The sequence below is a fragment of the Rhizorhabdus antheiae genome (genome assembly GCF_049889055.1).
In the GTDB taxonomy this organism is placed as follows: domain Bacteria; phylum Pseudomonadota; class Alphaproteobacteria; order Sphingomonadales; family Sphingomonadaceae; genus Rhizorhabdus.
In genome coordinates this window covers 557,179-582,264 of the sequence record NZ_JBLTWO010000002.1, presented here as the reverse complement: position 1 = coordinate 582,264, position 25,086 = coordinate 557,179, and the positions used below count along the sequence as shown (strand labels likewise).

22 protein-coding genes are annotated in these 25,086 nt (G+C 64.8%); 8 read left to right on the top strand and 14 right to left on the bottom strand.

Features of this window, described 5'->3' with window-relative positions; genetic code table 11:
• Positions 1–2: 2 nt before the first annotated feature.
• The gene (locus ACNI3R_RS07125; RefSeq protein ID WP_426181217.1) at positions 3–854 is read left to right on the top strand and encodes a formylglycine-generating enzyme family protein; all 852 of its coding nucleotides are present in this window, start codon (positions 3–5) and stop codon (positions 852–854) included.
• On the opposite strand, the gene ACNI3R_RS07120 is transcribed toward ACNI3R_RS07125, so the two are convergent.
• The 8 genes from ACNI3R_RS07120 to ACNI3R_RS07085 form a co-directional block, all read right to left on the bottom strand.
• A complete protein-coding gene (locus ACNI3R_RS07120) occupies positions 851–2,401 on the bottom strand; it encodes a carboxylesterase/lipase family protein (RefSeq protein WP_426181214.1) in 1,551 nt (516 codons plus the stop codon). The genes ACNI3R_RS07125 and ACNI3R_RS07120 overlap by 4 nt on opposite strands.
• Positions 2,402–2,490: 89 nt before the next feature.
• The gene (locus ACNI3R_RS07115) at positions 2,491–5,013 is read right to left on the bottom strand and encodes a TonB-dependent receptor (protein WP_426181211.1); all 2,523 of its coding nucleotides are present in this window, start codon (positions 5,011–5,013) and stop codon (positions 2,491–2,493) included.
• Between the two features lie 147 nt (positions 5,014–5,160).
• Positions 5,161–5,955: a DUF1838 family protein gene (locus tag ACNI3R_RS07110; protein ID WP_426181208.1), complete on the bottom strand. Its 795-nt coding sequence runs from the start codon at positions 5,953–5,955 to the stop codon at positions 5,161–5,163.
• A gap of 287 nt (positions 5,956–6,242) precedes the next feature.
• Positions 6,243–7,004 (bottom strand): SDR family NAD(P)-dependent oxidoreductase, encoded by a 762-nt coding sequence (locus tag ACNI3R_RS07105; protein WP_426181206.1) that lies wholly within the window; start codon positions 7,002–7,004, stop codon positions 6,243–6,245.
• Complete coding sequence (locus ACNI3R_RS07100) at positions 7,004–7,639, bottom strand: isochorismatase family protein (protein WP_426181203.1); 636 nt, start codon at positions 7,637–7,639, stop codon at positions 7,004–7,006. The genes ACNI3R_RS07105 and ACNI3R_RS07100 overlap by 1 nt, the downstream gene beginning before the upstream one ends.
• A complete protein-coding gene (gene leuD / locus ACNI3R_RS07095) occupies positions 7,636–8,259 on the bottom strand; it encodes a 3-isopropylmalate dehydratase small subunit (RefSeq protein ID WP_426181200.1) in 624 nt (207 codons plus the stop codon). Before leuD ends, ACNI3R_RS07100 begins: the two co-directional genes overlap by 4 nt.
• Positions 8,256–9,659, bottom strand: coding sequence for a 3-isopropylmalate dehydratase large subunit (gene leuC, locus ACNI3R_RS07090; RefSeq protein ID WP_426181197.1), 1,404 nt, complete (start codon positions 9,657–9,659; stop codon positions 8,256–8,258). The genes leuD and leuC overlap by 4 nt, the downstream gene beginning before the upstream one ends.
• A complete protein-coding gene (locus ACNI3R_RS07085) occupies positions 9,656–10,660 on the bottom strand; it encodes an alpha/beta fold hydrolase (protein ID WP_426181195.1) in 1,005 nt (334 codons plus the stop codon). The genes leuC and ACNI3R_RS07085 overlap by 4 nt, the downstream gene beginning before the upstream one ends.
• A gap of 198 nt (positions 10,661–10,858) precedes the next feature.
• On the opposite strand from ACNI3R_RS07085, the gene ACNI3R_RS07080 reads away from it, so the two are divergent.
• Genes ACNI3R_RS07080 through ACNI3R_RS07060 form a run of 5 tightly spaced genes read left to right on the top strand, consistent with a single transcriptional unit; the run spans position 10,859 to position 16,337 of the window.
• On the top strand, positions 10,859–12,328 hold the full coding sequence (locus ACNI3R_RS07080; protein ID WP_426181192.1) for a flavin monoamine oxidase family protein: 1,470 nt from the start codon (positions 10,859–10,861) through the stop codon (positions 12,326–12,328).
• A 58-nt stretch (positions 12,329–12,386) separates the two neighbouring features.
• Positions 12,387–13,313: a polysaccharide deacetylase family protein gene (locus ACNI3R_RS07075; RefSeq protein ID WP_426181189.1), complete on the top strand. Its 927-nt coding sequence runs from the start codon at positions 12,387–12,389 to the stop codon at positions 13,311–13,313.
• The gene (locus ACNI3R_RS07070) at positions 13,310–14,461 is read left to right on the top strand and encodes an FAD-dependent monooxygenase (RefSeq protein WP_426181186.1); all 1,152 of its coding nucleotides are present in this window, start codon (positions 13,310–13,312) and stop codon (positions 14,459–14,461) included. Before ACNI3R_RS07075 ends, ACNI3R_RS07070 begins: the two co-directional genes overlap by 4 nt.
• Positions 14,458–15,966 (top strand): aldehyde dehydrogenase family protein, encoded by a 1,509-nt coding sequence (locus ACNI3R_RS07065; RefSeq protein WP_426181183.1) that lies wholly within the window; start codon positions 14,458–14,460, stop codon positions 15,964–15,966. The genes ACNI3R_RS07070 and ACNI3R_RS07065 overlap by 4 nt, the downstream gene beginning before the upstream one ends.
• Before the next feature lie 35 nt (positions 15,967–16,001).
• Positions 16,002–16,337 carry a hypothetical protein gene (locus ACNI3R_RS07060; RefSeq protein WP_426181180.1) on the top strand — a complete coding sequence of 112 codons (336 nt, stop codon included), beginning with the start codon at positions 16,002–16,004 and terminating at the stop codon, positions 16,335–16,337.
• Here ACNI3R_RS07060 and ACNI3R_RS07055 read toward each other — a convergent pair whose 3' ends face one another.
• The 5 genes from ACNI3R_RS07055 to ACNI3R_RS07035 all read right to left on the bottom strand — a co-directional run bounded on the left by ACNI3R_RS07055 (position 16,338) and on the right by ACNI3R_RS07035 (position 23,190).
• Positions 16,338–17,129, bottom strand: a complete 792-nt coding sequence (locus ACNI3R_RS07055; RefSeq protein WP_426181177.1) for an IclR family transcriptional regulator — start codon at positions 17,127–17,129, stop codon at positions 16,338–16,340.
• Between the two features lie 133 nt (positions 17,130–17,262).
• The gene (locus ACNI3R_RS07050; protein WP_426181174.1) at positions 17,263–18,396 is read right to left on the bottom strand and encodes a zinc-binding dehydrogenase; all 1,134 of its coding nucleotides are present in this window, start codon (positions 18,394–18,396) and stop codon (positions 17,263–17,265) included.
• On the bottom strand, positions 18,396–19,256 hold the full coding sequence (locus ACNI3R_RS07045) for an isocitrate lyase/PEP mutase family protein (protein ID WP_426181171.1): 861 nt from the start codon (positions 19,254–19,256) through the stop codon (positions 18,396–18,398). Before ACNI3R_RS07045 ends, ACNI3R_RS07050 begins: the two co-directional genes overlap by 1 nt.
• A 13-nt stretch (positions 19,257–19,269) precedes the next feature.
• A complete protein-coding gene (locus ACNI3R_RS07040; RefSeq protein ID WP_426181168.1) occupies positions 19,270–21,129 on the bottom strand; it encodes a hydantoinase B/oxoprolinase family protein in 1,860 nt (619 codons plus the stop codon).
• Between the two features lie 12 nt (positions 21,130–21,141).
• Positions 21,142–23,190, bottom strand: coding sequence for a hydantoinase/oxoprolinase family protein (locus tag ACNI3R_RS07035; RefSeq protein ID WP_426181165.1), 2,049 nt, complete (start codon positions 23,188–23,190; stop codon positions 21,142–21,144).
• 304 nt (positions 23,191–23,494) lie between these two features.
• Between ACNI3R_RS07035 and ACNI3R_RS07030 the strand changes: the two genes are divergently transcribed.
• Complete coding sequence (locus ACNI3R_RS07030; RefSeq protein ID WP_426181163.1) at positions 23,495–23,788, top strand: DUF1330 domain-containing protein; 294 nt, start codon at positions 23,495–23,497, stop codon at positions 23,786–23,788.
• Positions 23,789–23,865: 77 nt separating this feature from the next.
• Here ACNI3R_RS07030 and ACNI3R_RS07025 read toward each other — a convergent pair whose 3' ends face one another.
• Positions 23,866–24,279, bottom strand: a complete 414-nt coding sequence (locus ACNI3R_RS07025) for a hypothetical protein (RefSeq protein WP_426181160.1) — start codon at positions 24,277–24,279, stop codon at positions 23,866–23,868.
• A gap of 86 nt (positions 24,280–24,365) precedes the next feature.
• Here ACNI3R_RS07025 and ACNI3R_RS07020 point away from each other — a divergent pair, with 86 nt between their 5' ends.
• Complete coding sequence (locus ACNI3R_RS07020) at positions 24,366–25,040, top strand: hypothetical protein (RefSeq protein WP_426181157.1); 675 nt, start codon at positions 24,366–24,368, stop codon at positions 25,038–25,040.
• The last annotated feature ends 46 nt before the right edge of the window (positions 25,041–25,086 follow it).

The following is a 25,086-nucleotide window of genomic DNA, read 5'->3' as shown; positions in this document are numbered from 1 at the left end:
CGATGTTTTTGCTGCTCGCGGCGCTCGCCGCCGCCACGCCGCCCGCCAATGGCTACATACCGCCCAAGGTCGCAGCGCCAGCGCCGCGCTTTCCCCCGGTGGTGGCGGGCGCAGCATTCGCCGACTGCCGCGACTGTCCGGAGATGGTGGTGATCCCGCCGGGCAGCTTCGTCATGGGATCGACGGCGGAAGAGCGCCGCACGCTGGGCGTGCTGGCGATGTTCGACCGGATGGAGGAGCCTCGCCACAAGGTTGCGATTGGCTATCGCTATGCGGTCGGGCGCTATGCGGTGACCTTCGACGAGTGGGACGCCTGTCTCGCCGATGGCGGATGCAACGGCTACCGCCCCGATGATGCAGGCTGGGGACGCGGCCGCCGTCCGGTGATCAACGTCAATTTTGCCGATGCCCAGGCCTATGTCGCCTGGTTGTCGCGCCACACGGGGCAGCGTTATCGCCTGCTGTCGGAAGCCGAATGGGAATATGCGGGCCGCGCGGGAACGGAGAGCTGGTATCCGTTCGGCAATGAAATCGACCCGTCGAAGGCCAATTACGGCAATCATCACGACCGCACCACGCCGGTCGGCTCCTATCCGCCGAACCGCTTCGGTTTGCACGACATGACCGCCAATGTCGCGCAGTGGGTCGACGATTGCCACCATGAGGATTATGTCGGCGCACCCGTCGACGGCTCGGCCTGGCTGAGCGGCTCCTGCACGCTGCGCAATGTGCGGGGCGGTGGCTGGAGCCTGTCGGGCTGGAGCGTTCGCGTCGCCCAGCGGATCGGCGATCCGCCGGGCGCGCGCAATAATCATCTCGGCTTCCGCGTCGCCCGAGACCTGCCGCAGGACTAAGGCTGCGTCGTCGCGAAGGCTTCGATCAGGTCGAGCTTCTCCTTGAACGGATCGAAGCTTGCCGTGGCGTTGCCGTTCATATCGTGCTGGAGCAGGGCCTCGTTCGCGCGGTCATAGGCGGGCCAGCGGGGCAGGGCCTTTCCGTTGGGATCGCCGGACTTCACGAAATTGACCACATAGGCGTTGGCGAGCGCGGCCGCCTTCCTGTCCTGCGCGGTCGTGTCGGTTCCATAGCGAGCGGCGACCGTATCGAAGAAATAGGGAATGTCGGTGGCATGGGGGGCGCCGGCCTTCCACTCGGCGCGCTTGCTTTCCGCGACATAGCCGAAGCGATAGACATAGGCTTTCCGACCGGCTGCCAGCGCATGGCGCGCTACGAAGCGCGCCGGTTCGCCCATATAGTGATCGCCGGTAAGGTGGCGGGAAAGGTCACGGAAATCGGCGCTGCCATCGGGGTCATAGGCCTTGCGGAGGGCCGGGCCCTGCGCGCCGAAGCTGGCGAACAGGGCGTCCTTGTCCCGTGCGAAACTGATCCCGGCGTCGGCGCTGGTCATGCCGATCATCACCGATACCGGCGCGATCTTGCCCGCATCCATCAGCTTGTCGCTCAGGCCGGCAAGCACCGCCCCTTCCGCCACGAAGCCACCGACATAGGTGGGCGGTGTCGCGAAGCGCTCGGCAAACAGGTTCGAGCCCTGCACCGTCGCAGAGGGGAGGGCTCGAAGGGCGGCGAGACCTCTGGCGCCGCTATCGGAAATTCCGTGGCGCGCGGCAAAGTCTATTCCGACCTGTTCGCCCTGGGCGATCGATGCGGTGGGGAGAAGCGAGCGCCCACCGCCGGACATGGCGATCGCACCGTGAAACAACCCGCGCGCCGACGGCATCGTCATCAGGTTGATCACCGCCGTGCCACCGGCGCTCTCGCCCATGATCGTGACGCGCGCCGGATCGCCCCCGAAGCCGGCGATGTTCCGCCGCACCCAATTCAGCGCCGCGACCATGTCTTCCATCGCGAAATTGCCGACCGGCTTGCCCGCCTCGGCGGCGAGCGCGGGGTGCGAGAAGAAGCCGAACCGGCCGAGCCGATAGTTGAAGCTCACGAACACTACGCCGGACCGGGCGAAGGCCGAGCCGTCGTAAATGGCAGGGGAGGTGCCGCCCGTTACGAAGGCGCCGCCATAGATCCAGACGAGTACAGGCAAGCCAGAGTTTGGCTTCGCGGAAGCGGGCTTCCAGACGTTGAGATACAGGCAGTCTTCAGATGGTGTCGTGCGCAGCGGCGCTTCGTCGCCGGGAGAGGGGTTCTGCATGCAATCATGGGCGAAGTCGGTCGCCGTACGCGCGCCGCTCCACGAAGCGGCCGGCTGCGGACTGCGCCAGCGATTGGTGCCCAACGGTGGGGCCGCATAGGGAATGCCGCGAAACTGCGCGACATCGCCTTCCAGCAGACCCACGACTGCACCGGTCGCGGTGATGGCCTGCGGACTCGCGGCGCCGACCGAGACTGGGGCGCCCAGCACCGCCAGGGCGAAGAGAAAGACCTTCATTCGTCAAGCTCCCTGTTTGACGACAAAAGGGCCGGACGTCTGCACGCCCGACCCAGCTTGTCTTTGCTATTCGTGAGATGGTCCTGATCTCAGAAGGCGACTTTCATCTGCACGCCTGCGGTGCGCAGTTCGGGCAGACCGACCAGCAGCGCCGAACTATAGGCGGTGCGCCCGAAGGTCGGAGTGAAGGTGAAGTTGTCGGCAATGCTCGTGTAGTTCTTGTTGTTGAACACATTGGTCACGAACAGTTCGAGGCTGACTTTGCCTTTGCCGACACCCGTGCGGAAGTTCACCACGTGGCGATCTGGCGTGCGCACGACGTTGGCCTGATTGGACCACACGCCCGACTTGTAGTTCCAGTCGGTGCGGGCAAACCAGGTGCCGTCCTCGACGCCGCGGATGTTGCCACCGAACTCGACCGCTGCGGTGGCCGAATATTTCGATGCAAGGGGCTGTTCCTTGCCGGAAAAGTCGAACACACCGGTCAACTGGCTGACCGCACGGCCCGAGAAGCGCTTGATGTCGCTGAGGTTGATGGCGCCTGCGGCGCTCAGCTTGATCAGATCGTTCACGCGCAGGGCAACGTCGCCCTCGATGCCGTAGAGATCGACCGCGCCCGAGTTCGCGTTACCGCTGACGAAGGTCTGATTGTTCGGATTGAGCACAGTGGGGTCGGGAACGATCACCAGGATCTGGTTGATCTGGTCGCGCCACTTTGCATAATATCCGGCCAGGGTGAAGGTAGCCTTGCCCCCGAGCGCACGCCCCTTCACGCCCACCTCATAGTTGGTGACCTTTTCCGGATCGACCGACAGCGTGATGCCGGCGGCCTTGGCCGCCTGCTGCACGGTTGCCGACTGGTTGATGATGCCGGTGCTGAACGATCCCGGATTCACGCCCTTGGCCGCCGATGCATAGACCATCAGATCGGGATTGATCTGATAGTTGACGATCGCACGCGGGAGAAAGTTCTTATAGGTGCGCTTCGTCAGCAACGAGTCCGCGGTATAGGTTCCAGCCGGGAGATAGATGCTGCTGTTCAGCGTCAGCCCAGCCGGGCCGACATAGGCATAGAGCGTATCGATCTGATAGCGACCTTCGATGCTGAGCGAGAGTGCGTCGGTTGCCTCGAATGTGGTTCCGAAGAAGGCGCCAATGGTCTTGGCGCGATCGAAGCCGCTGGCGGTCGGGAACACGCTGATGCCCAAGGCACCGTTGCCGCCACCGAGGTCCGAACGCACCTTGGCATCGAGCAGGCTGGCGCCGACCACGCCGCTGATCCGGCCAAACTCATAGTTAACCCGCCCTTCGAACGAATGGTCGAGTTGTTCGCGCTCGACGAGGAACGGGAAGTCGAAATAGCTGCGCGAGTTGGGGCCGCCAAAGGGGTTGCCAAGGGCGGTGGTGTCATAGCCGTCGAGATCGGACAGCTGGCTCCAATGCTCGTTGTTATAGCCTGCCAGCAGCGAGACCGAAAGCGCGTCGGACAGTTCGTAGTCGAGCGTGGTGTGCAGGTGGTAGGACTGTCGGAACAGACCGTAATCCTGCGTGCCCTGTGAGGGAGAGAGGATCCGGCCACGCGGAGAAGCAAGGAAGTTCGCGATGAACGAGTCCTTGAGCGTGTTCGACGAAACCGGGTTGACGAGGCCCGGCGTCACGCCGCAGAAATAGGGAAGCTGGATCGTTGCCCCACCGGGAAGACCATCGACATCACCCGTAAGGGTGCAGTTGGACTGGCCACGCAGCAACAGCGTGCCGGTGCTGTCGAGATAGTTGGGCGCGGTCGTCACATTCTGCGCGTTCAGCCGCGTATTGGCGGCGACGCCATCCTTATCTTCCGCATAGAAACCGAATGCCTTGATCGTCAAGCGTTCGGTGGGCTTGGCTACGATCAGTAGCGTGCCGCTCGTGCTCTGCTGGTCGCCCAGCGTGCCGCCATCATAAGCGTTCTTCCACGAACCATCCTTGGCCCAGCGATCGCCGGTCAGGCGGAAGGTAAGCAGATCGCCTAGGATCGGGCCTTCCACTTCAGCCCGCAGCCGATAGTTCTTGCGGGTGCCGAGCATCCCGGTGATCGCGCCTCCCCACTGATCGCTGGGGGTCTTGTTGACGATATTGATGGCGCCGGCAAAGGTGTTGCGTCCGAAATAGGCGCTCTGCGGGCCCTTCAGCACTTCGACCCGTTCGGGTGTGCCGACGGAGTTGAGCATCGAGGGCGATGCCACGGCCACGCCGTCGATGAACATCGAGGTCGTGGTGGAGAGTACGCCCGATGGGGTAAAACCGCGCAGGATGATCTGCTGGAACGACCGGTCGGCACGGCCCGACGCATTGTTGTTGATGGTGAAGCCGGGCGTGTTGGCAGCAAGATCGGCGACCGAGACGACAGCGCGCTTCTCGAGCTCCTCGCTGGTCAGCACCGAAAGCGTGACCGGCGTCTGCAGCAAAGTTTCCTCGCGCTTGCGCGCCGTGACCACGATTTCGCCGGCTGCAGTCGCGGACTCCGTTTCTGCGGCGCCTTCGGCATGGGCCGGCATGGCAACGCCGAGCGCCACCATCATCGAAACCGCCGAAACCGAAGCGAAAGAACGCTTCAGGATAGCATCGTTCATGATATTTCCCCTTTGTTGTTTGCCGGGCGACGGCATCGCGCCCGGGTTCGTCCCTGCTACGGCGCTTTGCGCGCTCTCGATCCGCTCCGGACGAGCGGTTTGGCCCGCTACTCGCGAGCGGTTGATGTGATTATGAAAAGGCAATAATTACTGTGGGTTGGTAGCCATATAGTCGAGCGTGTCGAAGCGCAGCTTGGTCCAGCTCTTCCGGTCGAAAATCTCCGGAGTGTGATCCTGCAGGCCTTTCAATGCCTTGGCAGGAATGTCGTCCAGTGACCGCACCTTCACGCCAGCGGCGCGACCATGGGTGCGGCCTGGCCGCGATCCCATGCCGAGCCACGGGTGCCAGGAGCCAAGATTCTGAAAATGGTGGAAGGCGTCGGCCGAGCTCACATTGTCGTCGAATGCCTGAGCGACAGCGGCGCCAATAGTCGAGATCGTGTCCCAATAAGCGATCGGGCCGGACGAGAATTTCGGATATTTCTCGGGGCTGATCGGGTTAGGTCGCGCCATGTCCGCCATTGCGCCGACGAACAACGTACCGCCAAAGGCCTCCATACGCATCGGTTTCGGGGTCAGTTCGGCACCCATCGCGACCATGCCATCGGGGCCGTGGGTTACCGTGAAAGGTCCGCCCAGAAACTGGAACGGCTTGCGAACTTCCCCCGTGATCGGGTTCTTCCATTCTTCGAGCACATCATCGGTGTCGAACGCGCAATAGACGCCACATTCGAAGGTCTTGGCCTGGTAGCGATTGCCCGGCAAAGGCGTCCACTCGTTCACGCTCAGATGGTTGAGCGTGAAGAAGGGCTCGAGATTGCCCTCGCCCGTGAACCCATAGATGTTGAGCCGGTAGAAGATGTTTACCGTTTCCTGCTCGCATGATCCGGCGACACGGGCCCGAACGCGGGCGCGGATGGCCGGGTCTTCGAGACGAGCCATGGCTTCGGCGTCCGAGATGAGCAGCGATGCCGCGCGCGCGCCCTTTGGGCCGGCTGCTCCCGCTATTGCCGGGACCGCGGCAAGGCCGGCCGCCAGTGGCAGGGCAGACATTAGGGAACGACGAGTCAGGTCGGCAGTCATCTGGCTGAATCCCTCTGAACGGCGCTTAAACTGCTGCTCTTGTTTGTTATAGAATGACGACATTTGCGTTCAGGCGACTGCGATAATGCGGCTCTGTCCGCCTGTCGGAACTGTATGGCAAACGGGGGCCTGGCCGGCGGCCGAGATCAGCGGCCACCGGTTACGTCGAGCGTGGTACCGGTGATGTAGCTTGCCTCGTCGGACGACAGGAACAGCACCGCGTCCGCGACTTCGCGTGCCGTGCCCAGACGGTGGAGAGGAGTCATGCGGATCGGCGAATATTCGAGACCGTCCTCGTGCATCTTCTTCAGATAAGGTCCCGCCAGTTCGGTATCGATCGGTCCGGGGGCGACTGCGTTGATGGTGATGCCGTCGTCCGCCAGTTCGATCGCGAGCGCGCGGACGAAGCCCGTGACGCCTGCCTTCGCCGTCGAATAGGCGCTCGCCCCGACATGGAAGGCATTCCAGACGGTGCCGTTGCGCGCTCCCGACGACAGGCAGACGATCCGGCCATAGCCCCGCTCGCGCATTCCGGGCACGAACGCCCGCGTGCACAGGAACATCGATCGCAGCGAGAGGATCATCGTATGGTCCCAGTCGGCAACCGACAGATCGGTAACCCGGCCGCTGCGGCCGCCGCCGACATTGTTCACGAGGATCGACACCGGACCGATCGCAGCGGCAGCCTCGGCCAGTCCCGCGACGCTCTGCTCGTCGGTCACATCGCACGGCACCGCCAGCGACGGGTGGCCAGCGTTCAGCAGCAGGGCAGCCACCTCCGCCAACCGTTCCTCATTCCGTTCGGCCAGCACGACCCGCGCGCCTTCCTCGGCGAGACGAAGCGCGGTCGCCTTGCCGATGCCCAGGCCTGCGCCGGTGACGACCGCAACCCGTCCGGCCAGCCGCATCAGGTCGCGAGCCCCCGGATGAACGCGATCGCTTCATCCTCACCGACGACGTCGGCATATTTGGCGTTCATGTCGAACAGATTGGCCTCATGCGGCGCGGCATGGCGATCGCCACAGGCGTCGGCAATCACGGCGGTTCGGAAGCCATGGCTCATCGCATCGACGCAGGAGGCGCGGACGCAGCCCGAGGTCGTCAGACCGGTGAGCAGCACAGAGTCTACACCCATCGCAGTCAGCGTCGATGCCAGCGACGTGCCGAAAAAGGCGCTCGGATATTGCTTCGACACGACCAGTTCGTCCTCGAACGGCTCGAGGCCGGGGCCCCAGGCGCCCATCGGGTTCCCCTTGACGAAATTGCGCAGCGGGGCGGCCTTTTCGAAGAAGCGCCCGCCGTCGATCGCCTGCGGGTGATAGACGACATTGGTCAGGATCACCGGCACGCCTGCGGCCTTTGCGGCGGCGCGTACCCGCAAGGCGGAAGCAATCGTTTCCTCGACGCCCGCGTAAAGTTCGCAGGCAGGATCGAAATAGCCCATGCAGAAGTCGATCAGGATCAGCGCGGGCCGGGCGCCGAACCCGACGCGCCGATCATAGGCCTTCTTGTAGTTGGCCAGCAGGTCTTCGGTCTCGCTCACAGGGTGCTGTCCTCGGGATAGAGCCAGGGCTGGACGGCGCGTTGACCTGCCTCGAACCGGTCGATGTCCCCGGCGAAGCGGGCAAGGACGAGATCGGTCTCGTCCCATCCGTTGAGCAGGGCGAGGCGTCGTTCCGGGGCGATCGAGAAGGTCACAGGCTCGGCACTGCCGACCGTTACGGTCTGCGCTTCCAGGTCGACTGTGAATTGCTCACCCGACGCAGCGGATGCCAGAAGGCCGGACGCGGTTTCGGACGGCAGAATCACCGGAACGATGCCGTTGCGCAGGCAGTTGTTGTGGAAGATCTCGCCCAGCGCCGGCGCGATCACGGCTCTTACCCCCAGGCCATGGAGCGCCCAGACCGCCTGCTCGCGGCTAGACCCCGAGCCGAAATTCGCGCCTGCGACGATCACCGGAGGATCGCGGAAAGGTGCCGTGTTGAGGACATAGTCTTCGATCTCGCTGCCGTCCGGCCGGTAGCGGCGATCGTGGAAGGCGTGCTTCCCCAGCCCCTCGCGCGCGGTGAGCAGCAGGAAGCGCGCGGGAAAGATGATGTCGGTGTCGATATTCTCTTCCGGCATCGCAGCGGCATGACCGGTGACGGTGGTGAAAGGGGTCATGCCAGATAATCCCTCGCGTCGGCGATATGACCGGCGATCGCGGCGGCGGCGGCCATCGCCGGGCTCATCAGATGCGTGCGGCCGCCGGCGCCTTGACGGCCCTCGAAATTGCGATTGCTCGTGGACGCGCACCGGTCGCCTGGCGCGAGCCGGTCGTCGTTCATGGCGACGCACATCGAGCAGCCTGCGAAGCGCCACTCGAAGCCCGCGTCGATCAGGATGCGATCGAGGCCTTCGCGTTCGGCGGCTGCACGGGTGGCCATGCTGCCGGGAACGACGATCGCCTTTATGCCGGACGCGACCTTGCGGCCCATCGCGATGGCGGCGGCGGCGCGGAGATCCTCGATCCGGCCATTGGTGCAGGATCCGATGAAGACATGGCTGACCGGGGTCCCTAACAGCCGCGCACCCGGTGCAAGGCCCATATAGGCCAGCGCCTTCTCCGCCTCGCGGCGCTCGGAGGGATCATCGATCCGGGCGGGGTCGGGAAGGGCGGCATCGATCGGCAGGGTCTGGTTCGGGCTGGTGCCCCAGCTGACCTGCGGCGCGATCTCGGCAAGGTCGAGCGTCACGACACGATCATAGCGGGCGCCGGGGTCACTCCGCAGGCCGTCCCAATAGGCGCAGGCCCGCGCGAATGCCTCGCCTTTCGGGGCAAGCCGACGCCCGTTGACGAAGGCATAGGTCGTCTCATCGGGCGCGACCAGGCCGATGCGGCTGCCCGCTTCGATCGTCATGTTGCACAAGGTCATCCGCTCCGCCATCGACATGGCAGCAATGGCGGGCCCGACATATTCGACCGCATGACCGACCGCGCCATTGGCGCCGATCCGTGCTATCAAAGCGAGCGCGATATCCTTGGCGAACACCAGCGGATGCCGTTCGCCGACCAGTTCGACCTTCATCGTCCTGGCGCGGGTCTGGCGCAGCGCCTGCGCGACCATTACCGTCGATTGCTCGCTCGCGCCGATCCCGAAGGCGAGCGCACCGAAGGCGCCATGGGTGGTGGTGTGGCTGTCGCCGCAGACGATGGTCGTGCCGGGCAGGGTGAAGCCCGTTTCCGGCCCGATGACGTGGACGATGCCCTGTTCCGGCCCATTCACGGCCGCATAGGGCACGCCGAACTCGCGCACATTGGCTTCGAGTTCGGCGATCTGCGAGGCGGCCAGCGGATCGTCGATGGTGCCGCGCTGGCTGGTCGGTATGGCGTGGTCCGCCACGGCGAGGTGGGTTTCCGGACGGCGCAGCCTGCGTCCTTTGCCGCGCAGCGCGACGAAGGATTGCGGGCTTGACACCTCATGGACGATGTGGCGGTCGATGTAGAGCAGGGCTTCACCATCGCCCAGATCGGCGACGACATGCGAGTCCCACAGCTTCTCGTAGAGCGTCCTGGCGGTCATGGTGCCCTGTTTCCTGCGAGCGGCACGCCCGCCTCGACATAGGTCTCGATCCAGCGCGCGAAGCGGACGGGGACTTCGAGCGGGGGATAGTGGCCGACGTCGGGCATCAGCACCTTCGATATGGTGGCGTTCGACAAATAGCGGGTGATGGCGTTGACGGCGGACTCGGGCAGTAGCGGGTCGCCGCTGCCCCAGACGAGGAAGGTCGGCGCCTTGATCTTCGCCATCTCGATCGCGGCCTGCTTGCCGTCACCGATCCGCGCGACCATCGCGATCGGATAGGGTTCGGGCGCGCGGCGGTTGAAGTCCCAATATTCGGCGCGCGTCTTGGCGCTGATCCGTGCCGGGTCGCCCGAGAAGAAGGACAGATACTGGTTCCAGAAGTCGAGGTCCTGATAGCCCGTCTTCCTGACGCGCTCCTGTGCGGCGAGGAAGGCCGGGGTCTGGACCATGTGGCTCGTGTCGACGGGATCGGACGGGGTGTTGGACAGGATCAGCCGCTCGACCATCTCAGGCCGCTTGGCCGCCAGATACATCGCCATCGTCCCGCCGCTCGACACGCCGATCGCTGCGGCTACGCGCTTCACGCCCAGTCCTTCGAGCAGCCCTTCTGTCACCTCGACCGGACGGACGGTCTTTGCAGCCTCCTCGGTCGCGGGCGAGGACAGGCCATAGCCGGGGATGTCGAAGCGGATGATCCGGTAGCGCGGCTTGAGAAGGGTCGTGATCCGATCCCAGGTACGCAGGCTGCTCTGCGAGCCGTGGATCATCAGCAGGACCGGCGCCCTGCGGGGGCCCTCATCCTTGTAATGGACCTCCATGCCCTTGATGGTCATGTAGCGGCTCTGCGCATCGCCATATCGCTGGCGCAGTTGCGCGACCGTCAGGCGCGGTGTCTGCGGCGAATCTGGGGCGGTGGCGGCGATCTGTGCCGGGGCGGGCGCGAACGGAACCGACAGCGCGATGGCGGCCCCACAGAACAGCACGTGCAACGGTTTCATGGCTTCTCCGGCGCAGGCGTCAAACATCAGGCTCGTCCCTCAGCTATCTGCCAATGGCGCATTTTCCGAAAGCCATGCATCTCTATCCGACTGGTGGTGAGCCATGCCCCATGGATCGACAGTCGAGCGCCGGCTGTGGCGATTGGTGCTATCAGCAAGCCCGTGATCCGGGTGCAGTCCGAGGGTTAGGCAAGGCAGATGATGATCGACCGGCGCACATTCTCCCTCGGCGGGCTTGGCCTTGCCGCTCTTACGGCAGGCGCGCCCTTGCTGGGCGCGAGCAAGCGCAAGGCGCCGATGCCGACCGGGCCGGACCGGCGGAAGCCGGGGCAAAGCGACGTCATCGTGCTGGGGGCGGGCGTTTCCGGTCTGCAGGCGGCCTGGATGCTCGAGCAGGAAGGCAAGACCGTCACCGTCATCGAGGCGCGCGAGCGCGTCGGCGGGCGTATCTGGACCCTGCTCGATCAGCCTGGATACCCCGAAATGGGCTTCAACTCGATGGCCGAGGGCTATGGCCGGGGCATCGATGCGGCCGGCCGGGCCGGCGTGGAGTTGCACGAAGTCGGCGCCCGCTATCGCTATGGCGCGCCGCCGCTGCTTTGGATCAACGGCAAGCCGATGACCCGCGCCGAATGGGCTGGTTTTCCGGGCAATCCTTTCCCGGAAAAATTCAAGGCGCTGATGCCCGGCGAACTCGTCGGCAAGATCGTCTCCGACAATAACCGGCTCAGCGACTGGACGAGCTGGCACGACCCGGCCAACGCCGCGCTCGACATCTCGCTGCACGATTATCTGAAGGCGCAGGGGCTGTCCGACGCCGCGATCCATCTCTGCCACGATCTGGCCCCCTATTATGGCATCGATGCCTGGGGCGTTTCGTCGCTCATGATGGAATATAATGACGGCTTCATCAAAGCCCAGATGGGGGCAGGGACGGGCTCGCTCTCGGTCAAGGGCGGCAATATCCACCTCGCCACCGGCATGGCGAAGTTGCTCAAGGGCGACGTGCTGCTCGGGCGCGAGGTGGTGGCGATCGATCAGGATGGCGCCGGCGTCAGCGTTCACTGCGCTGACGGCTCCACCTTCAGTGCCCCCCGTCTGATCTGCTCCTTGCCCTTCTCGGCGCTCCGCAACGTCAAGCTGATGCCGGCGCTGGAGGGCGTGCCGGCTCGCGCTGTCGCCCAGCTGGGCTATCAGCCGATTTCGATGGTGTTCGTCACGGCGAACGCGCCCTTCTGGGAAGAGGACAAGCTCGCGCCCGGCATGTGGACCGACGGATTGCTCGGCAATGTGATGCCGCAGCGCTACGGCGCGACGCCCGAGGAAATCACCGGCTTCATCGTCCAGGCGCGCGGCAATCTCGCCCTCTACTGGGACCGCATGGGACCTGATTTGGCCAAGGCCATGGTCGTTGGCCAGCTCGAGAAATTGCGTCCCGCCGCCAAGGGCAAGGTCGCTGCGCACAGCTATTTCAGCTGGGCGGGCGAGCGCTTCAACGGCGGTGACGTGTCCTATTTCGGTCCCGGCCAGGTCAGCTGGGTGGACGAGATGATCCGCCCGGCGGGACGTATGCATTTCTGCGGCGAGCATACCGCGACGGCGGCGCGCGGTCTCGAAGGTGCGCTGGAGTCCGCCGAGCGTGTCGCGCTGGAGGTTTTGACCGCCTGATCCGTTCGGGCGACTGTCGGCCGTCTGAGACGGCAAGATATCGGAAGGTGAGTGTTCGATGGAATATGATTATGTCCCGCTGCCGCAGCGCAAGCCGCTGATCTGGCCGAACGGCGCCCGCGTCGCGCTGATCCTCACCTTCAATCTCGAAACCTGGGATCTGACCAAGGACACCGACAAGCCCTATTATGCCGGCGGTCCCGCGATCCTCCCGGACGTGCTGCCCGGAAACACCCCCGATTTCCCCAACTTCACCTGGCGCGAATATGGCCAGCGCGTCGGCCTGTGGCGGCTGATCGACCTGTTCGACGAACTCGGCGTCAAGGCCAGCTGCACGACCAACGCGGTCACCTTCGAACGGCGCAAGGCGATGACCGATGCCGTGCTCGAACGCGGTTGGGAGTTGCTGACCCACAATTGGGAGCAGGGCGAACTGCTGTCGAGCTTCGCGCATGAGCCGGCCAAGGAGCGCGACATCATCCTGCGCAGCCTCGACCAGTTCGAAAAGTTCACCGGACGCAAGTCGAAGGGCTGGCTGTCCTCGTCGCTGCGCGGCACGCTGCAGACGGCGGATATCCTCGCCGAATATGGCTGCACCTTTTACTGCGACATCATGAACGACGATCAGCCCTATCTGCTGCGGACCCCGCACGGACCGATCGTGTCGGTGCCCTATTCGAACGAGATCAACGACTTCACCTTCATCACGCGCAAGAATTACACGACCGACGAATATCGCGATGCGCTGATCGAGGAACTGAACGTGCTCCATGCCGAGGGCGCGAAGACCGGCCGGATCATGAACCTCGGGCTCCATCCGCACGTATCGGGGCGCGCCCATCGCATCCGCGCGCTGCGCGAGTTCATCGAACATGCCAAGTCGCTGCCCGGTGTGTGGTGGGCCACCCGCGAGGAAATCGCTAAATGGTATCTCGCCAATCATGAGAGCCATATCCCCGGCCAGCTCGACGGCGGCGCCAAGTGAGCAAGCCCCGTACCATCCTGGTCGTTGGCGGCGGCGTCGCCGGCATGACCGCCTCGGCTGCGCTGGCGCAACAAGGGTTCGAGGTCACCCTGCTCGAATCCGCGCCACAGTTCGGCGAGATCGGCGCTGGGCTGACGCTGACACCCAATGCGATGAAGGGCCTCGACTTTATCGGCATCTGCGAGGAGGCCGCTGCGGTCGCTGTCGAGCCGACCCGTCAGCGCATTCAGCATTGGCAGGACGGCCGGACGCTCGTCGCGATGGATCGGTCGACCCAGCGCGCAAAATATGGCGCACCTTATATCACGGTGCACCGCGCCGACCTGCACGGGGTGATGACCCGCGCAGCGGAGCGGGCGGGCGTGACGATGATCGCAGGCGCTGCGGTCGTGTCGAGCGAAGGAACGACCGTGACGCTGGCCGATGGCCGGACTTTCGGCGCGGATGTGCTGGTCGGCGCCGATGGCGTGAAGAGCGTCATCCGCCAGCGCTTCGGCAACGACAGCCCGCATTTCACCGGTCATGTGGCCTGGCGCTGCCTGGTGCCCGTTACCCCCGATATTCAGGATCTATCGGACTTTCCGGGTGTCATCATCGGCCCCGGCGCGATGATGAATCGCTATAATGTGCGCGGCAGCAAGGTGATGAACTTCGTGTTCTTCGCCCGCCAGGACGGCTGGAACGAGGAAGGCTGGATGACGCCTGCCGACCCGGCCGAACTGCAGTCCATCTTCGGTCACTGGTGCGCCGACGCTCAGCGGCTGCTCAAGGCTGCCTATGCGCAGCCCCTGTTCAAATGGGCGATCAACGCCCGCAAGCCGATGCCCAGCTGGGTGCTCGACGGCAATGTCACGCTCATCGGCGATGCTGCCCATGCGATGACGCCGTTCCTGGGTCATGGTGCGGCCAGCGGGATCGAGGATGCCGTGGTGCTGGCGCGCGCGCTTGCGGCATCCGACAGCGCCGCCGAAGGCCTGACTCGCTACGAGCAGGCCCGATACGAGCGTGCGACCTTCATCCAGCAGGAATCGAACGCCAATGCCGATCGCATGCAGGGGCAGGACACCGATCTGTTCGGCCTGGGCGAAATGAAGGACGAGGAGTCGCTCGGCCTGTTTACCTATGATCCGCGGACGGTGGAGATATGAGCGTGGCGCCGACGGCATTCGAAGGACACGCGATCTCTGCGCAGACCGCGACCTTCCTCGACGAAACGCACCGCCTGCTGATCGACGGTGAATGGGTCGACGGTTCGGGCGAGATGGAGACGCGCGACCCGGCGACGGGTCTGGTCCTCACGCGCTTCCACATCGGCGGGGCGGATGAGGTCGACCGGGCGGTCAAGGCGGCCCGCGCTGCATTCGAGGGGCCCTGGGGCAGTATGACGGTCGCCGAACGGACGGCGCTGATGCATCGCCTCGCGCGGGTGATGGACAGCCATGCGACGCTGCTGACCGAACTCGACATCATCGACAATGGCATGCCGCGCTTCATCGCCGGGCTGACCACGGCCAACTGCGTCGAGATGATCGACTATTATGCCGGCGCGATCATGCGGATCGAGGGCACGACGACCGCCCCGCCGCGCCACATCGCGTCGGAGACCGAGGCGCTGACCTACACGCTGCGCGAACCGGTGGGCGTCGCCGGGCAGATCGTGCCGTGGAACGTGCCGCTTTCGACCGCGATCCTGAAGCTCGCCCCGGCACTGGCCGCCGGGTGCACGGTGGTGGTGAAGCCGTCGGAGGAAACCCCGCTCTCGGCGCTCGCGCTGGGCCGGATGATCCTCGACGCCGGCATCCCGGCGGGCGTCGTCAACATCGTCAATGGCGTTGGTGCGCAGGCAGGACAGGCGCTGGCTGAGCATCCCGGCATCGACAAGATATCGTTCACCGGATCGAGCGCAACCGGCAGGCGGATCATCCAGGCCGCCCTCGGCAACCTCAAGAAGGTCAGCCTGGAGCTGGGCGGAAAGAGCCCGGTCGTGGTCATGCCCGATGCGGATCTGTCGCTCGCCATTCCTGGCGTCGCCATGGCGACCTTCTTCCTGCAGGGCCAGAACTGCATGGCGGGCACGCGCGTGTTCGCGCATGCCGCGATCCATGACGCGCTGATGGAGGGCGTCGCAGCCTTTGCCGGCCAGATGAAACTCGGCCACGGGCTCGATCCGGCCACGCTGCAGGGACCGATGATCTCGGATGCCCACAGCGCCAAGGTCATGGGCTACATCGACCGCGCCAGATCCGACGGGCTCACGCTGGTTGCCGGCGGCAATAGGCTCGACCGGCCCGGCAACTTCATCGAGCCGACGATCTTCACCGGCTGCGACAACGCCATGCCGCTGATGCGCGAGGAGATCTTCGGCCCGGTGATGGCGGTCCAGAGGTTCGAAAGCGACGACCTCGACGCCATCGCCGCGCTTGCCAACGATACGCCCTATGGTCTGTCGGGCAGCGTGTGGACGCGCGATCTGTCGACCGCCCACCGTCTCGTTCGGCGCATCCGCGCCGGGCAGGTGTCGATCAACTGCCATGGCGCTGTCGGTACCAACATTCCGTTTGGCGGTTATGGCCAGTCGGGTTGGGGGCGCGAGTTCGGGCAGGAGGGTCTCGACGCCTATCTCGAAACCAAGGCGGTGACGGCGCGCCTCTGATTGCGTTGGCGGCGCCATGCTGTAAGGCATGACGCATGGCCCGCAAACGCTCCCGCTACGACTATGATGACGAGCCCGCTGCCGACGAGGCACCGAAGCCCGTGGTTCACTGCTGGCTGTGCGGTCGCCCCACCGGCAGCACGATCATCTGGCACCACCCGATCCCGAAGAGCCGGGGCGGGCGCGATGTCGTGCCGATGCACGGCATCTGTCAGCAGACGCTGACGGTGAACTTCACCAATTCGGAGCTTCAGCGCGCGGGCATGGATGTCCAGCAGCTGCTGGACAATCCCGCCGTCCGCAAGTTCGTCGACTGGGTCGCGAACAAGGATCCCGATTTCACCGCGACGATCGCGAAGAAACAGCGCTGATCAGGCGCTGCCCATCGGGGCGTTGGACAGGTCGTAGCTGATCGCGGCCGCCGTCGCCTTCAGATCGTCGAGATAGGCTTCGAGCGCGGCCGACAGCTTCATCGCCGCGACGAAGAACACCATCGTCATCGCCGCTTCGAAATGGCCGTTGCGGAAGATCGGTACCGCGATCGATGAGGTCTTGCCCGGCGTCAGGTTGAAATGGTTGCGGCCCTGCACCGCATAGCCATCGGCGCGGATCCGCTCCACGTCCAGGCTGACTTCGGCGGTGGCCAGATAGTTGAGGTTGATGTCCTGTGAGACGCGCATGAAGCGCAGGATCATCTCGCGCTCTTCCGGATCGGCGAAGGCCATCGACACTTTGCCCGAGGCGCTGTCGAGGATCGGCAGGGTGAAGCCCGGATAATAATGTTCGAAGGTCAGCGAGGAATTGGCGTGGGTGCTGTCGCGCAGCATCATCTCACGCCCGACGCGGATCGCGATCGAGACCGGCCAGCCAACGCGCGCTGTCAGGCCCACGATATGCGGGCGGGCGATGCGGACCAACTCGTCGTCATGCTGGAAGCCGGTGGCCAGCGTCTGCACGAGGGCGGTCGGGCGGTAGCGCTTGCGCGAGGGTTCCTGCTCGATCAGGCCTTCGTAGAGGAGCGTCTGAACGATCCGGCAGGCGGTGGGGTAGGGGACTTCGGCGGACTTCGCGATCTCCATCATGGAGAGCGAACCGTGGCGATTGATCGCCTTGAGAGCGGCAATGGACCGTGTGATCGATCGGATAGGAACGCCTTTTTCCATGTGAACGACTCCCCTTGGCACCCAGATGTCGCAAGAGTGCCAAGAGAATGTCATATGACCGATTTGTTCAACAAATTATTCGCCTGCCGGATAAATGTCTCCGCAGATCGGAACACATCAGCGGGCCCGCCAATCACCAGCCCGGCACGATGACCTGTCGTACCGCCTTGCCCTCGGCGAGTTTGTCCATCAGTTCGTTGATCTCTTCGAGCGGGCCGACCGAGGTGAGCAATTTCTCCACCGGGAGACGACCCGAGCGCCACAAGGCAATGTAGCGCGGGATGTCGCGCGAGGGAATCGAAGAGCCCATATAGCTGCCCATCAGCGTCTTGCCTTCGGCGACAAGCGACAGCGCATTGATCTCCAGCTTTTCCGACGGGTTCGGTAGGCCGACCGTCACGATCCGTCCGCCGCGCCGTGCTGCTCTATACGCCTGAGCAAGAACGGCGGCCTTGCCGACGGTTTCGATGACGACATCGCTGCCGAACAGCGCGTCATCCTCGCCGGGCGCGACGGCGGCTGCGGCGCCGAGTTCGAGCGCGAGGGCGCGCTTCTCCGGGGACGGGTCGACCGCAACCACCGGCTGTGCGCCCGAGGCCAGCGCGCCGACCAGCGCGGCGAGGCCCACGCCGCCGAGGCCGTAGATCAGCACGCTCTCGCCGGGTCGCACCTGCGCCGTGTTCATTACCGCGCCGACGCCGGTCAGGACGGCGCAGCCGAACAGCGCGGCGATCTCTGGTGGGATATCCTTGTCGATCCGGACCAGCGAGCGGCGGTCCACGACGGCCTGGGTCGCGAAGGCCGAGACGCCGAGGTGATGATGCACGTGCGTGCAATGCTGGTGCTCGACATAGGAAAGGCGCGTCCCACCGCGTATGAGTTCGCCCTTGCCATTGGCCGCAGCCGCATTGGCGCAAAGATAGCCCTGGCCGGAGGCGCAGGCGACGCAGTGGCCGCAGGACGGGAGAAAGACCAGCACCACGCGGTCGCCGACCGACAGGCTGCCATCGCCTTCGTCGCCGAGCGCAAGCACCGTCGCGGCGGCTTCGTGCCCCAGCGCCATCGGCATCGGGCGGGGCCGATCGCCATTGATCACCGAAAGATCCGAATGGCAGAGGCCCGCCGCGTCGATCCGGACCAGCACTTCGCCGGGGCGCGGATCGGCCAGTTCGAGCATTTTCACCTCGAGCGGCCGGGTCTGCGCATAAGGCGCAGGGTTGTCGCCGCTCCGGGATAGAACGGCGGCAGCGATGCGACGCGACGCCATCAGCCGGCCTTGCCCCATTTGCGCTCGAACGCCCAGACGTCCTCGAACCCGATCAGCGAGCAGAATTCGGAGAAGTCGAACAGACCATCGGGCTGGCCGATGCCATCCTGCTTCAGGTCGACGAGCGCTTTCTCCATCGCGGCACAGGCCGCAAGGCTCGTCAGCGAGGGATAGATGGCATAGGCATAGCCGATCTCCGCCAGCACGGGGGCCAGCGGGACCGGCGTCTTGCCGTGGTTCGACATATTGGCCATGCAGGGCTTGTCGAGGGTTGCGCAAGCCTTGCGCATTTCCTCTTCCGAATGCAGCGCTTCGGGGAAGAGCACGTCGGCTCCCGCCTTGGAATAGGCTTCCATCCGGCGCAGCACCCCGTCCAGCCCTTCGCTTTCGCGCGCATCGCTCCGGGCGATCACGACGAAGTCCTCCGACGAGCGCGCATCGACCGCGACCTTGATCTTCTCGACCATGTCCTCGGTCGAGATCAGCCGCTTATAGGGGGTGTGGCCGCACTTCTTCGGGAATTCCTGATCCTCGATCTGGATCGCGGTGACCCCCGAGGCCTCATAGCCCTTTACCGTGTGATGGACGTTGAGCAGCCCACCATAGCCGGTGTCGCCATCGGCGATGACGGCGGCGTTGCTCGTGCGCGCCAGCGTTTCCATCCGGTTGCGCATTTCGGTGTAGGTCGCGATGCCCGCATCGGGCAGGCCCCAGGCCGACGCCGTCAGCCAGTAGCCGGTGCCATAGACGATATCGAAGCCGACCTTGTTGGCTATGACAGCCGCCAGCATGTCCTGAATGCCCGGCACGACGAAGAACTGGCCCGCTTCGAGCTTCTGGCGAAGGATCGGATTTGCCACTTGTATCTTGTCCTTATGCCTTGGCCCAACGCGGCGGGGTGGGGGCGGGGAGGCCCGTTTCCGCGAGGCAATTCCTGCGCAGCGTTTCGATGTCCGGGCCGAAGTTGAACACGCCGATCTCGCCGCGCTCGGCGCGCATCTTCGCGCGCAGGCTTTCTGTCGCGGCGCCGTCGACCTCCCCGTTCACGAGCACGACGCCATAACGCAGCGCGCCCTTTTCGGTGACGAGGCCCTGCCGCAATTCCTTGACCAGCAGCGCCGGATCGCGGTCGAGTGGATCGCCCCAACCGCCGCCGCCCCAGGTCACGAAGTGCAGGCGATCACCCGGTTCGACCGGATAATCCTCGATCTTGTTGCCGACGACGATCTCGGTGCCATCGGCCTTGATCAGCACCTTGCGCGCGCGTGCGCCCGGATCGCCGCCATTGACGCCCCAGGGCGGGACGAACCAGCGGTCGTCGTGGATCGCGATCGTGCCGGGCTCAAGAAAGCGATAGACCATGTCGATCCCGTTGCCGCCGCGGTGCAGGCCCGCGCCGCCGCTGTCGGGCACGGTCTCGTAGCGCTCGATGACCAGCGGGAAATAGCGCTCCAGAAACTCGTTGGGGACGTTGGTGAAGCCGGGGAACAGCGAATGGCCGTCGGGGCCGTCGCCGAGCGGCCGGCCGGGAATGCCGCCGAAGCCGATCTGGAAGAGCTGGAACCACTTACCGTTGCTGTCGGTGCCCGCATAGAAGAGATGTGGGCTCGACGAGAAACCGGCGGCGTTCAGGAATTCCGGCGTCTTCTGGCCCAGCAGGCCGCCAAGGATATCGAACAGCCGGCCCAGCACATGGGTGCGGCCCGACAGCGCGGCCGGGAATTTCGGCTTGAGCAGCGATCCTTCGGGGATTCGCACGTCGATCAGATCATAATAGCCGTCGTTGAACAGGATCTGCGGGTCGAAGATCATGATCATGTAGATGCCGAAGAACATCCGCATCATGTTCTCGTTGAGGAACATGTTGATCGACGCCTGGCTCTGCGGGTCGGTACCGGCAAAGTCGAGCACCACGCGGCCATCCTCGCGCCACATCGTGCACTTGATCTTGTAGGGGCCGAAGCCCTTGCCGTCGTCGCAGATATAGTCCTCGAAGCTGACTGGCTCCTCGCCGATCGAGCTTTCGATCAGCTGCTTCATCGCGCGGTGGTTGCGTTCCAGCAGCAGGTCGGTCGCCGAGACGAAGACATCGTCGCCGAAGCGCGCGGCCATCTCGATCACCCGGCGCGCGGCCACGCGGCACGAGGCGATCAGCGCGTTGAGGTCCGCCTTGCACCAGTCGGGGGTACGGGTCTGGTGCATCACCAGCTTGATCAGATCCTCGTTATACTCGCCCTTCTTCCGGATCTTGACCGGCGGGATGCGGACGCCTTCCTGGAAGATCGAGGATGCGTGGATCGGCATCGATCCCGGTACCATGCCGCCGATGTCGGACTGGTGACCGAACATCGAGGTGTAGGCGATCAGCCGTCCGTCCTTGAACACCGGCAGCAGCACCAGCCAGTCGTTGGAATGGCTGATGGCGCCGCCGACCGAATAGGGGTCGGACAGGAAGATCAGGTCGCCGTCCTCCACGGTGCCGTCGAACCCGTCGAGGAACGGGCCGATATAGGAGCCGAACTGGCCGACGATCATCTTGCCGCTATGGTCGGCGATCAGCGGAAAGGCATCGCCCTGCTCGCGGATGCCGGGCGACATGGCGGTACGGACGAGCGTAGCGTCCATCTCGATCCGCGCGTTGCGCAGTGCATTCTCGATGATGTCGAGCGTGACGGGGTCGACCGGAACCGTGGCGAAGGGCGTCTGGTTGGCCTGGATGATCTGTGCGGGCATGGTGCGATTTCCTCAGGCGAGATGGATCAGGATGTTGCCGACATGGTCGACCTTGCCGGTGCAGCCGGCTTCGATCAGCGTGGTGGAGTCCATCTCCACGACGATCGCGGGACCCGGGATGACGTCGCCGGCGCGCAGAAGCGAGCGCTCGTAGATCACCGCCGGCACCATCGCGCCATCGGCCCAGAGCTCATGGTCGCGGATCTTCGCGGCGGACGGATCGCCATTGCCCTGTTCAAGCGGAGGCGCGGGCAGGTCGAGCGCCGGCCCCATCGCCACGGCGCGCAGGTTCACCAGCTCGTGGGCGCTGTCCATGTTGAAGGTGAACAGGCGCTTGTGCTCGGCGTCGAAGCGATCGGTCACGCCCTTGAGGCCGTCGCGGCGCAGCACTTCGGCGTCGATCGACAATGGCACCTCGAAGGCCTGGCCTTCATAGCGGATGTCGAGTTCGAACTGGCTGGTGACGTCAGCCTCCGAAATGCCCTCGGCGGTCAGTTCGGCACGGGTCTGCGCAGCCATCTCGTCGAGCAGGGCGATCACATCGGCCTCGTCGGTCTGGTCGATCCTGCGGCTGAAGGAGCGAGCGGTCTCGGTCCGCATGCGGGTCGTCGCATCGCCCAGCGCGCACAGCACGCCGGGGCTGACCGGCGAGACGGCGGGCCAGCTGCCCATCAGGCGCGCGACCGCGTTGACGTGGAGCGGACCGGCGCCGCCGAAGCCCATCAGCGCGAAGTCGCGCGGATCATAGCCCTGCTGGACCGAGATCATCCGCAGCGCGCCGAACATATTCTCGTTGACGATGTCGATGATGCCGCGCGCGGCCTCCATCAGGCCGATGCCCAGCGCGTCGGCGATCGTCTGGACGGCCTTCTTGGCGCCCTCGCGGTCGAGCTTGAACGTGCCGCCAAGCAGATTTTCGGGCAGATAGCCGAGCACGACATTGGCGTCGGTGACGGTCGGCAGGGTGCCACCCTTGCTGTAGGCGACCGGTCCCGGAACCGCGCCCGCCGACTGCGGGCCGACGCGCAGCGCACCGGTCAGCTCGGGCACATAGGCGATCGAGCCGCCGCCGGCGCCGACCGTCTTCACGTCAAGCGCCGAGGCGCGAACCGACAGATGGCCGACTTCGGTGGTGCGCTGGCGCCGCGCCTCGAGATTTTCGATCAGCGCCACGTCGGTCGAGGTGCCGCCGACGTCGAGGGTCAGAATATTCTTGATGCCGGCATTGCGGCCGACCCAGATCGCGCCGGTGACGCCGCCCGCCGGACCCGACATCAGCAGCGAGACCGGATGCTCCTCGGACTTCTCCGACGACATCAGGCCGCCGTCCGAGCGCAGCAGCGAGAGCGAACCTGCCATGCCCGCGCCGCGCAGGCGATCGCGCAGGTTGCGGACATATTTGCCCACGACGGGGCGTACGGCTGCATTGGCGACCGTGGTCAGGGTGCGCTCATATTCCTGCATTTCGGGCAGGACCTGATGCGACAGTGAAATGGGCAGGCCCGGCATGATCTCGGCTGCCAGTTCGCCGATCCGGCACTCATGCGCGCCGTTGAGGTAAGCGTTGACGAGGCTGACGGTCAGCGCTTCGACCCCGCTGTCGCGCAGCGCGATCAGCGCATCACGGACCTGCGCCTCGTCGAGCGGGGCGAGCTCGCGGCCGTGCGCGTCCATCCGGCCCCGGACCTCGATCGTGTCCTCGAGCGCGGCGAGCGGCACCGGCTTCGGCCACACGATCCATCCCGCCAGACCGCCCGGCACGAAGCTGCGCGCGATCTGCATGACCTGGCGATAGCCGTCGGTGGTGATCAGCCCGACGCGCGCTCCCTTGCCCTCCAGCACCGCATTGGTGGCAACGGTGGTGCCGTGCAGGAAGAACTCGACGTCGGACGGGCTGATCCCGGCCTTCTCGCAGATCGCCGTCACGCCGTTGAGGATGCCCTCCGAACTGTCGTGCGGGGTCGACGGCGTCTTGTTGCGCCAGAACTCTCCGCTGCTCTGGTTGAACAACAGCAGGTCGGTGAAGGTGCCGCCCACGTCCACACCCAATCGATAGGTCATGTTATCCCCGATGGCTTGTCGCACGGCGGAATCGCCGCCTTGGTTTCGAACGATGTTGCTATGCCTCCGGCGTCGGCGCCGGATATTTTCGGACAGACTTATCCGCCAAGCGGCTTTTCGGATGCCGCATCTGCGCAGGTTAGGGGCCTTGGCGAGCTGCATAGGAGCCTTTGATTGCAATGGCTTGAGCCGGAAATATGAAGCGCCGTGCGATCTTCCGCTGGCCGGATAGGCCGGCTGTCGCCCGCTGAAGTCGCGGCGCAAGGCGTGCAGTTCGGGTCCGGACAGGAACAGGAGCGTCATCATGCCCGCATGGCTGGTCGTAACCGCAAAGCTCAGGGATCGCGACGCCTTCATGGCCTGCGGCTATTCCCAGAAGGCGGCCGAGATATTGGAGGCCCATGGCGGCCGTTATGTCGTCCGGGCACCGGGGGCGACCGTCCTAGAAGGCAGCGGAACGGATGGCGCGTCGGTGGTCGTGTCGGAATGGCCGGACCGGGAAGCGGCTTTGTCCTTCTACAACTCTCCTGAATATGCGGACGCCAGACGGCTTCGCGAAGGTCTGGCTGACATCGACATAGTGCTCGTCGGCGCTTGAACCGGCTTCCATAGCTCGCCGGGTGCGGGGCAGCATGAAGGCGAGGCGGTGGCGGAAGACGCCGAATTCGCGATCGATCATCCATTTTGTGACCGGTGTGCGAGCAGTTTCCGACAAGAGTCTGTTTCGATGCTTGCTGGATGGCGACGAGATCGATCACGGGCGCACTGTAAACTGGAATGCCCAGGGGGACTGCAAACCTCTGGTGGTAGATCAGCCGGCAGTAAGGGAGATTTCGGCATCATGCAGGAGATCGACTGTCCGTATTCGCTGGCGTTGTCGCTGACGGTCGAACCGGCCTGGCGCGGGAATGCCTGAATATTGTTGAACGGCTGCTGGAGGCGCAAGGCTCCGTCGGCCGTGGTGCCATCGAGAACTTCGAGCCGGACGCGCGTGCCGGCGAGGAACGAGGCATCGCCATGAGGGCGTCTATCGCCCGCGTCATGCGCGGCTTCCAGCAGGAGGTCGAAGCCATGGAGTTCCCGATCCACCGGTCACCGACTGGGTGGAGCGGCTCTCCCGAGGCTGACGCGCAGTGGCTTAGTGGCGGCTTCCACAGTTAAGGGGAAAGTCGTTGTTGGAAGAAGTATTGATCCTGCGCTGGGTCCACATCGTTTCCATGGTCTATTGGCTGGGTGGCGAGTGGGGGGTGTTCCAGACCAGCTTCAACATCATCAATCGCAAGCTCTCGATGGAGGAGCGCAGGCGGCACATGGAAACCGCCTATCGCATCGACATCCTGGCGCGGACCGGCATTATCCTGCTGCTCCCGCTGGGGCTGCACATGGGCCACATCTATGGTCTGCAGCCTTATGGCGGGAATTTCCTGACCGCGATGTGGGTGTTCGTCGCGGGCTGGCTCGCCCTCTGCTGGAGCGCGTTCATCAAGCGTGAGACCGATACGGGCGTGATGCTGACCAAGCTCGACGAGAAGATCCGCTGGGTTCTGATCCCGACGCTCTTCGTGGTCGGCATCTCGTCGCTGCTCGGCCATGGGCCGCTCGAGGCGGGCGAAGGGTCGCGCTGGTACGCCACGAAGCTGACGCTCTATGGCTTCACCCTGTGCATCGGCCTCGGTCTGCGCTGGATCATGCGCCTGTGGACGGTTCGTTTCCGCCGACTGGCGGAGGGTCCCAACCCGGCCGAGGAAGCCGCGCTGGAACGCGAGTTCCTCTATGGCCGCCTGATGGCCTATGTCTATTGGATCACCATTTCGGGGATCTGCTTTCTGGGAACGGTCAAGCCGTTCTGAGAAACGCGAGAAGCGCAAACGGGAAGGGGCGGTCCGATCGGGCCGC

What these genes read in the sequence shown, in the direction of transcription:
- ACNI3R_RS07075 (WP_426181189.1), top strand. Translation starts at nt 12,387, where the DNA reads ATGGAATATGATTATGTCCCGCTGCCGCAGCGCAAGCCGCTGATCTGG.
- ACNI3R_RS07065 (WP_426181183.1), top strand. Translation starts at nt 14,458, where the DNA reads ATGAGCGTGGCGCCGACGGCATTCGAAGGACACGCGATCTCTGCGCAG.
- ACNI3R_RS07040 (WP_426181168.1), bottom strand. Translation starts at nt 21,129, where the DNA reads ATGCCCGCACAGATCATCCAGGCCAACCAGACGCCCTTCGCCACGGTT.
- ACNI3R_RS07060 (WP_426181180.1), top strand. Translation starts at nt 16,002, where the DNA reads ATGGCCCGCAAACGCTCCCGCTACGACTATGATGACGAGCCCGCTGCC.
- leuD (WP_426181200.1), bottom strand. Translation starts at nt 8,259, where the DNA reads ATGACCCCTTTCACCACCGTCACCGGTCATGCCGCTGCGATGCCGGAA.
- ACNI3R_RS07050 (WP_426181174.1), bottom strand. Translation starts at nt 18,396, where the DNA reads ATGGCGTCGCGTCGCATCGCTGCCGCCGTTCTATCCCGGAGCGGCGAC.
- ACNI3R_RS07105 (WP_426181206.1), bottom strand. Translation starts at nt 7,004, where the DNA reads ATGCGGCTGGCCGGACGGGTTGCGGTCGTCACCGGCGCAGGCCTGGGC.
- ACNI3R_RS07110 (WP_426181208.1), bottom strand. Translation starts at nt 5,955, where the DNA reads ATGGCTCGTCTCGAAGACCCGGCCATCCGCGCCCGCGTTCGGGCCCGT.
- ACNI3R_RS07115 (WP_426181211.1), bottom strand. Translation starts at nt 5,013, where the DNA reads ATGAACGATGCTATCCTGAAGCGTTCTTTCGCTTCGGTTTCGGCGGTT.
- leuC (WP_426181197.1), bottom strand. Translation starts at nt 9,659, where the DNA reads ATGACCGCCAGGACGCTCTACGAGAAGCTGTGGGACTCGCATGTCGTC.
- ACNI3R_RS07085 (WP_426181195.1), bottom strand. Translation starts at nt 10,660, where the DNA reads ATGAAACCGTTGCACGTGCTGTTCTGTGGGGCCGCCATCGCGCTGTCG.
- ACNI3R_RS07035 (WP_426181165.1), bottom strand. Translation starts at nt 23,190, where the DNA reads ATGACCTATCGATTGGGTGTGGACGTGGGCGGCACCTTCACCGACCTG.
- ACNI3R_RS07030 (WP_426181163.1), top strand. Translation starts at nt 23,495, where the DNA reads ATGCCCGCATGGCTGGTCGTAACCGCAAAGCTCAGGGATCGCGACGCC.
- ACNI3R_RS07055 (WP_426181177.1), bottom strand. Translation starts at nt 17,129, where the DNA reads ATGGAAAAAGGCGTTCCTATCCGATCGATCACACGGTCCATTGCCGCT.
- ACNI3R_RS07125 (WP_426181217.1), top strand. Translation starts at nt 3, where the DNA reads ATGTTTTTGCTGCTCGCGGCGCTCGCCGCCGCCACGCCGCCCGCCAAT.
- ACNI3R_RS07080 (WP_426181192.1), top strand. Translation starts at nt 10,859, where the DNA reads ATGATGATCGACCGGCGCACATTCTCCCTCGGCGGGCTTGGCCTTGCC.
- ACNI3R_RS07120 (WP_426181214.1), bottom strand. Translation starts at nt 2,401, where the DNA reads ATGAAGGTCTTTCTCTTCGCCCTGGCGGTGCTGGGCGCCCCAGTCTCG.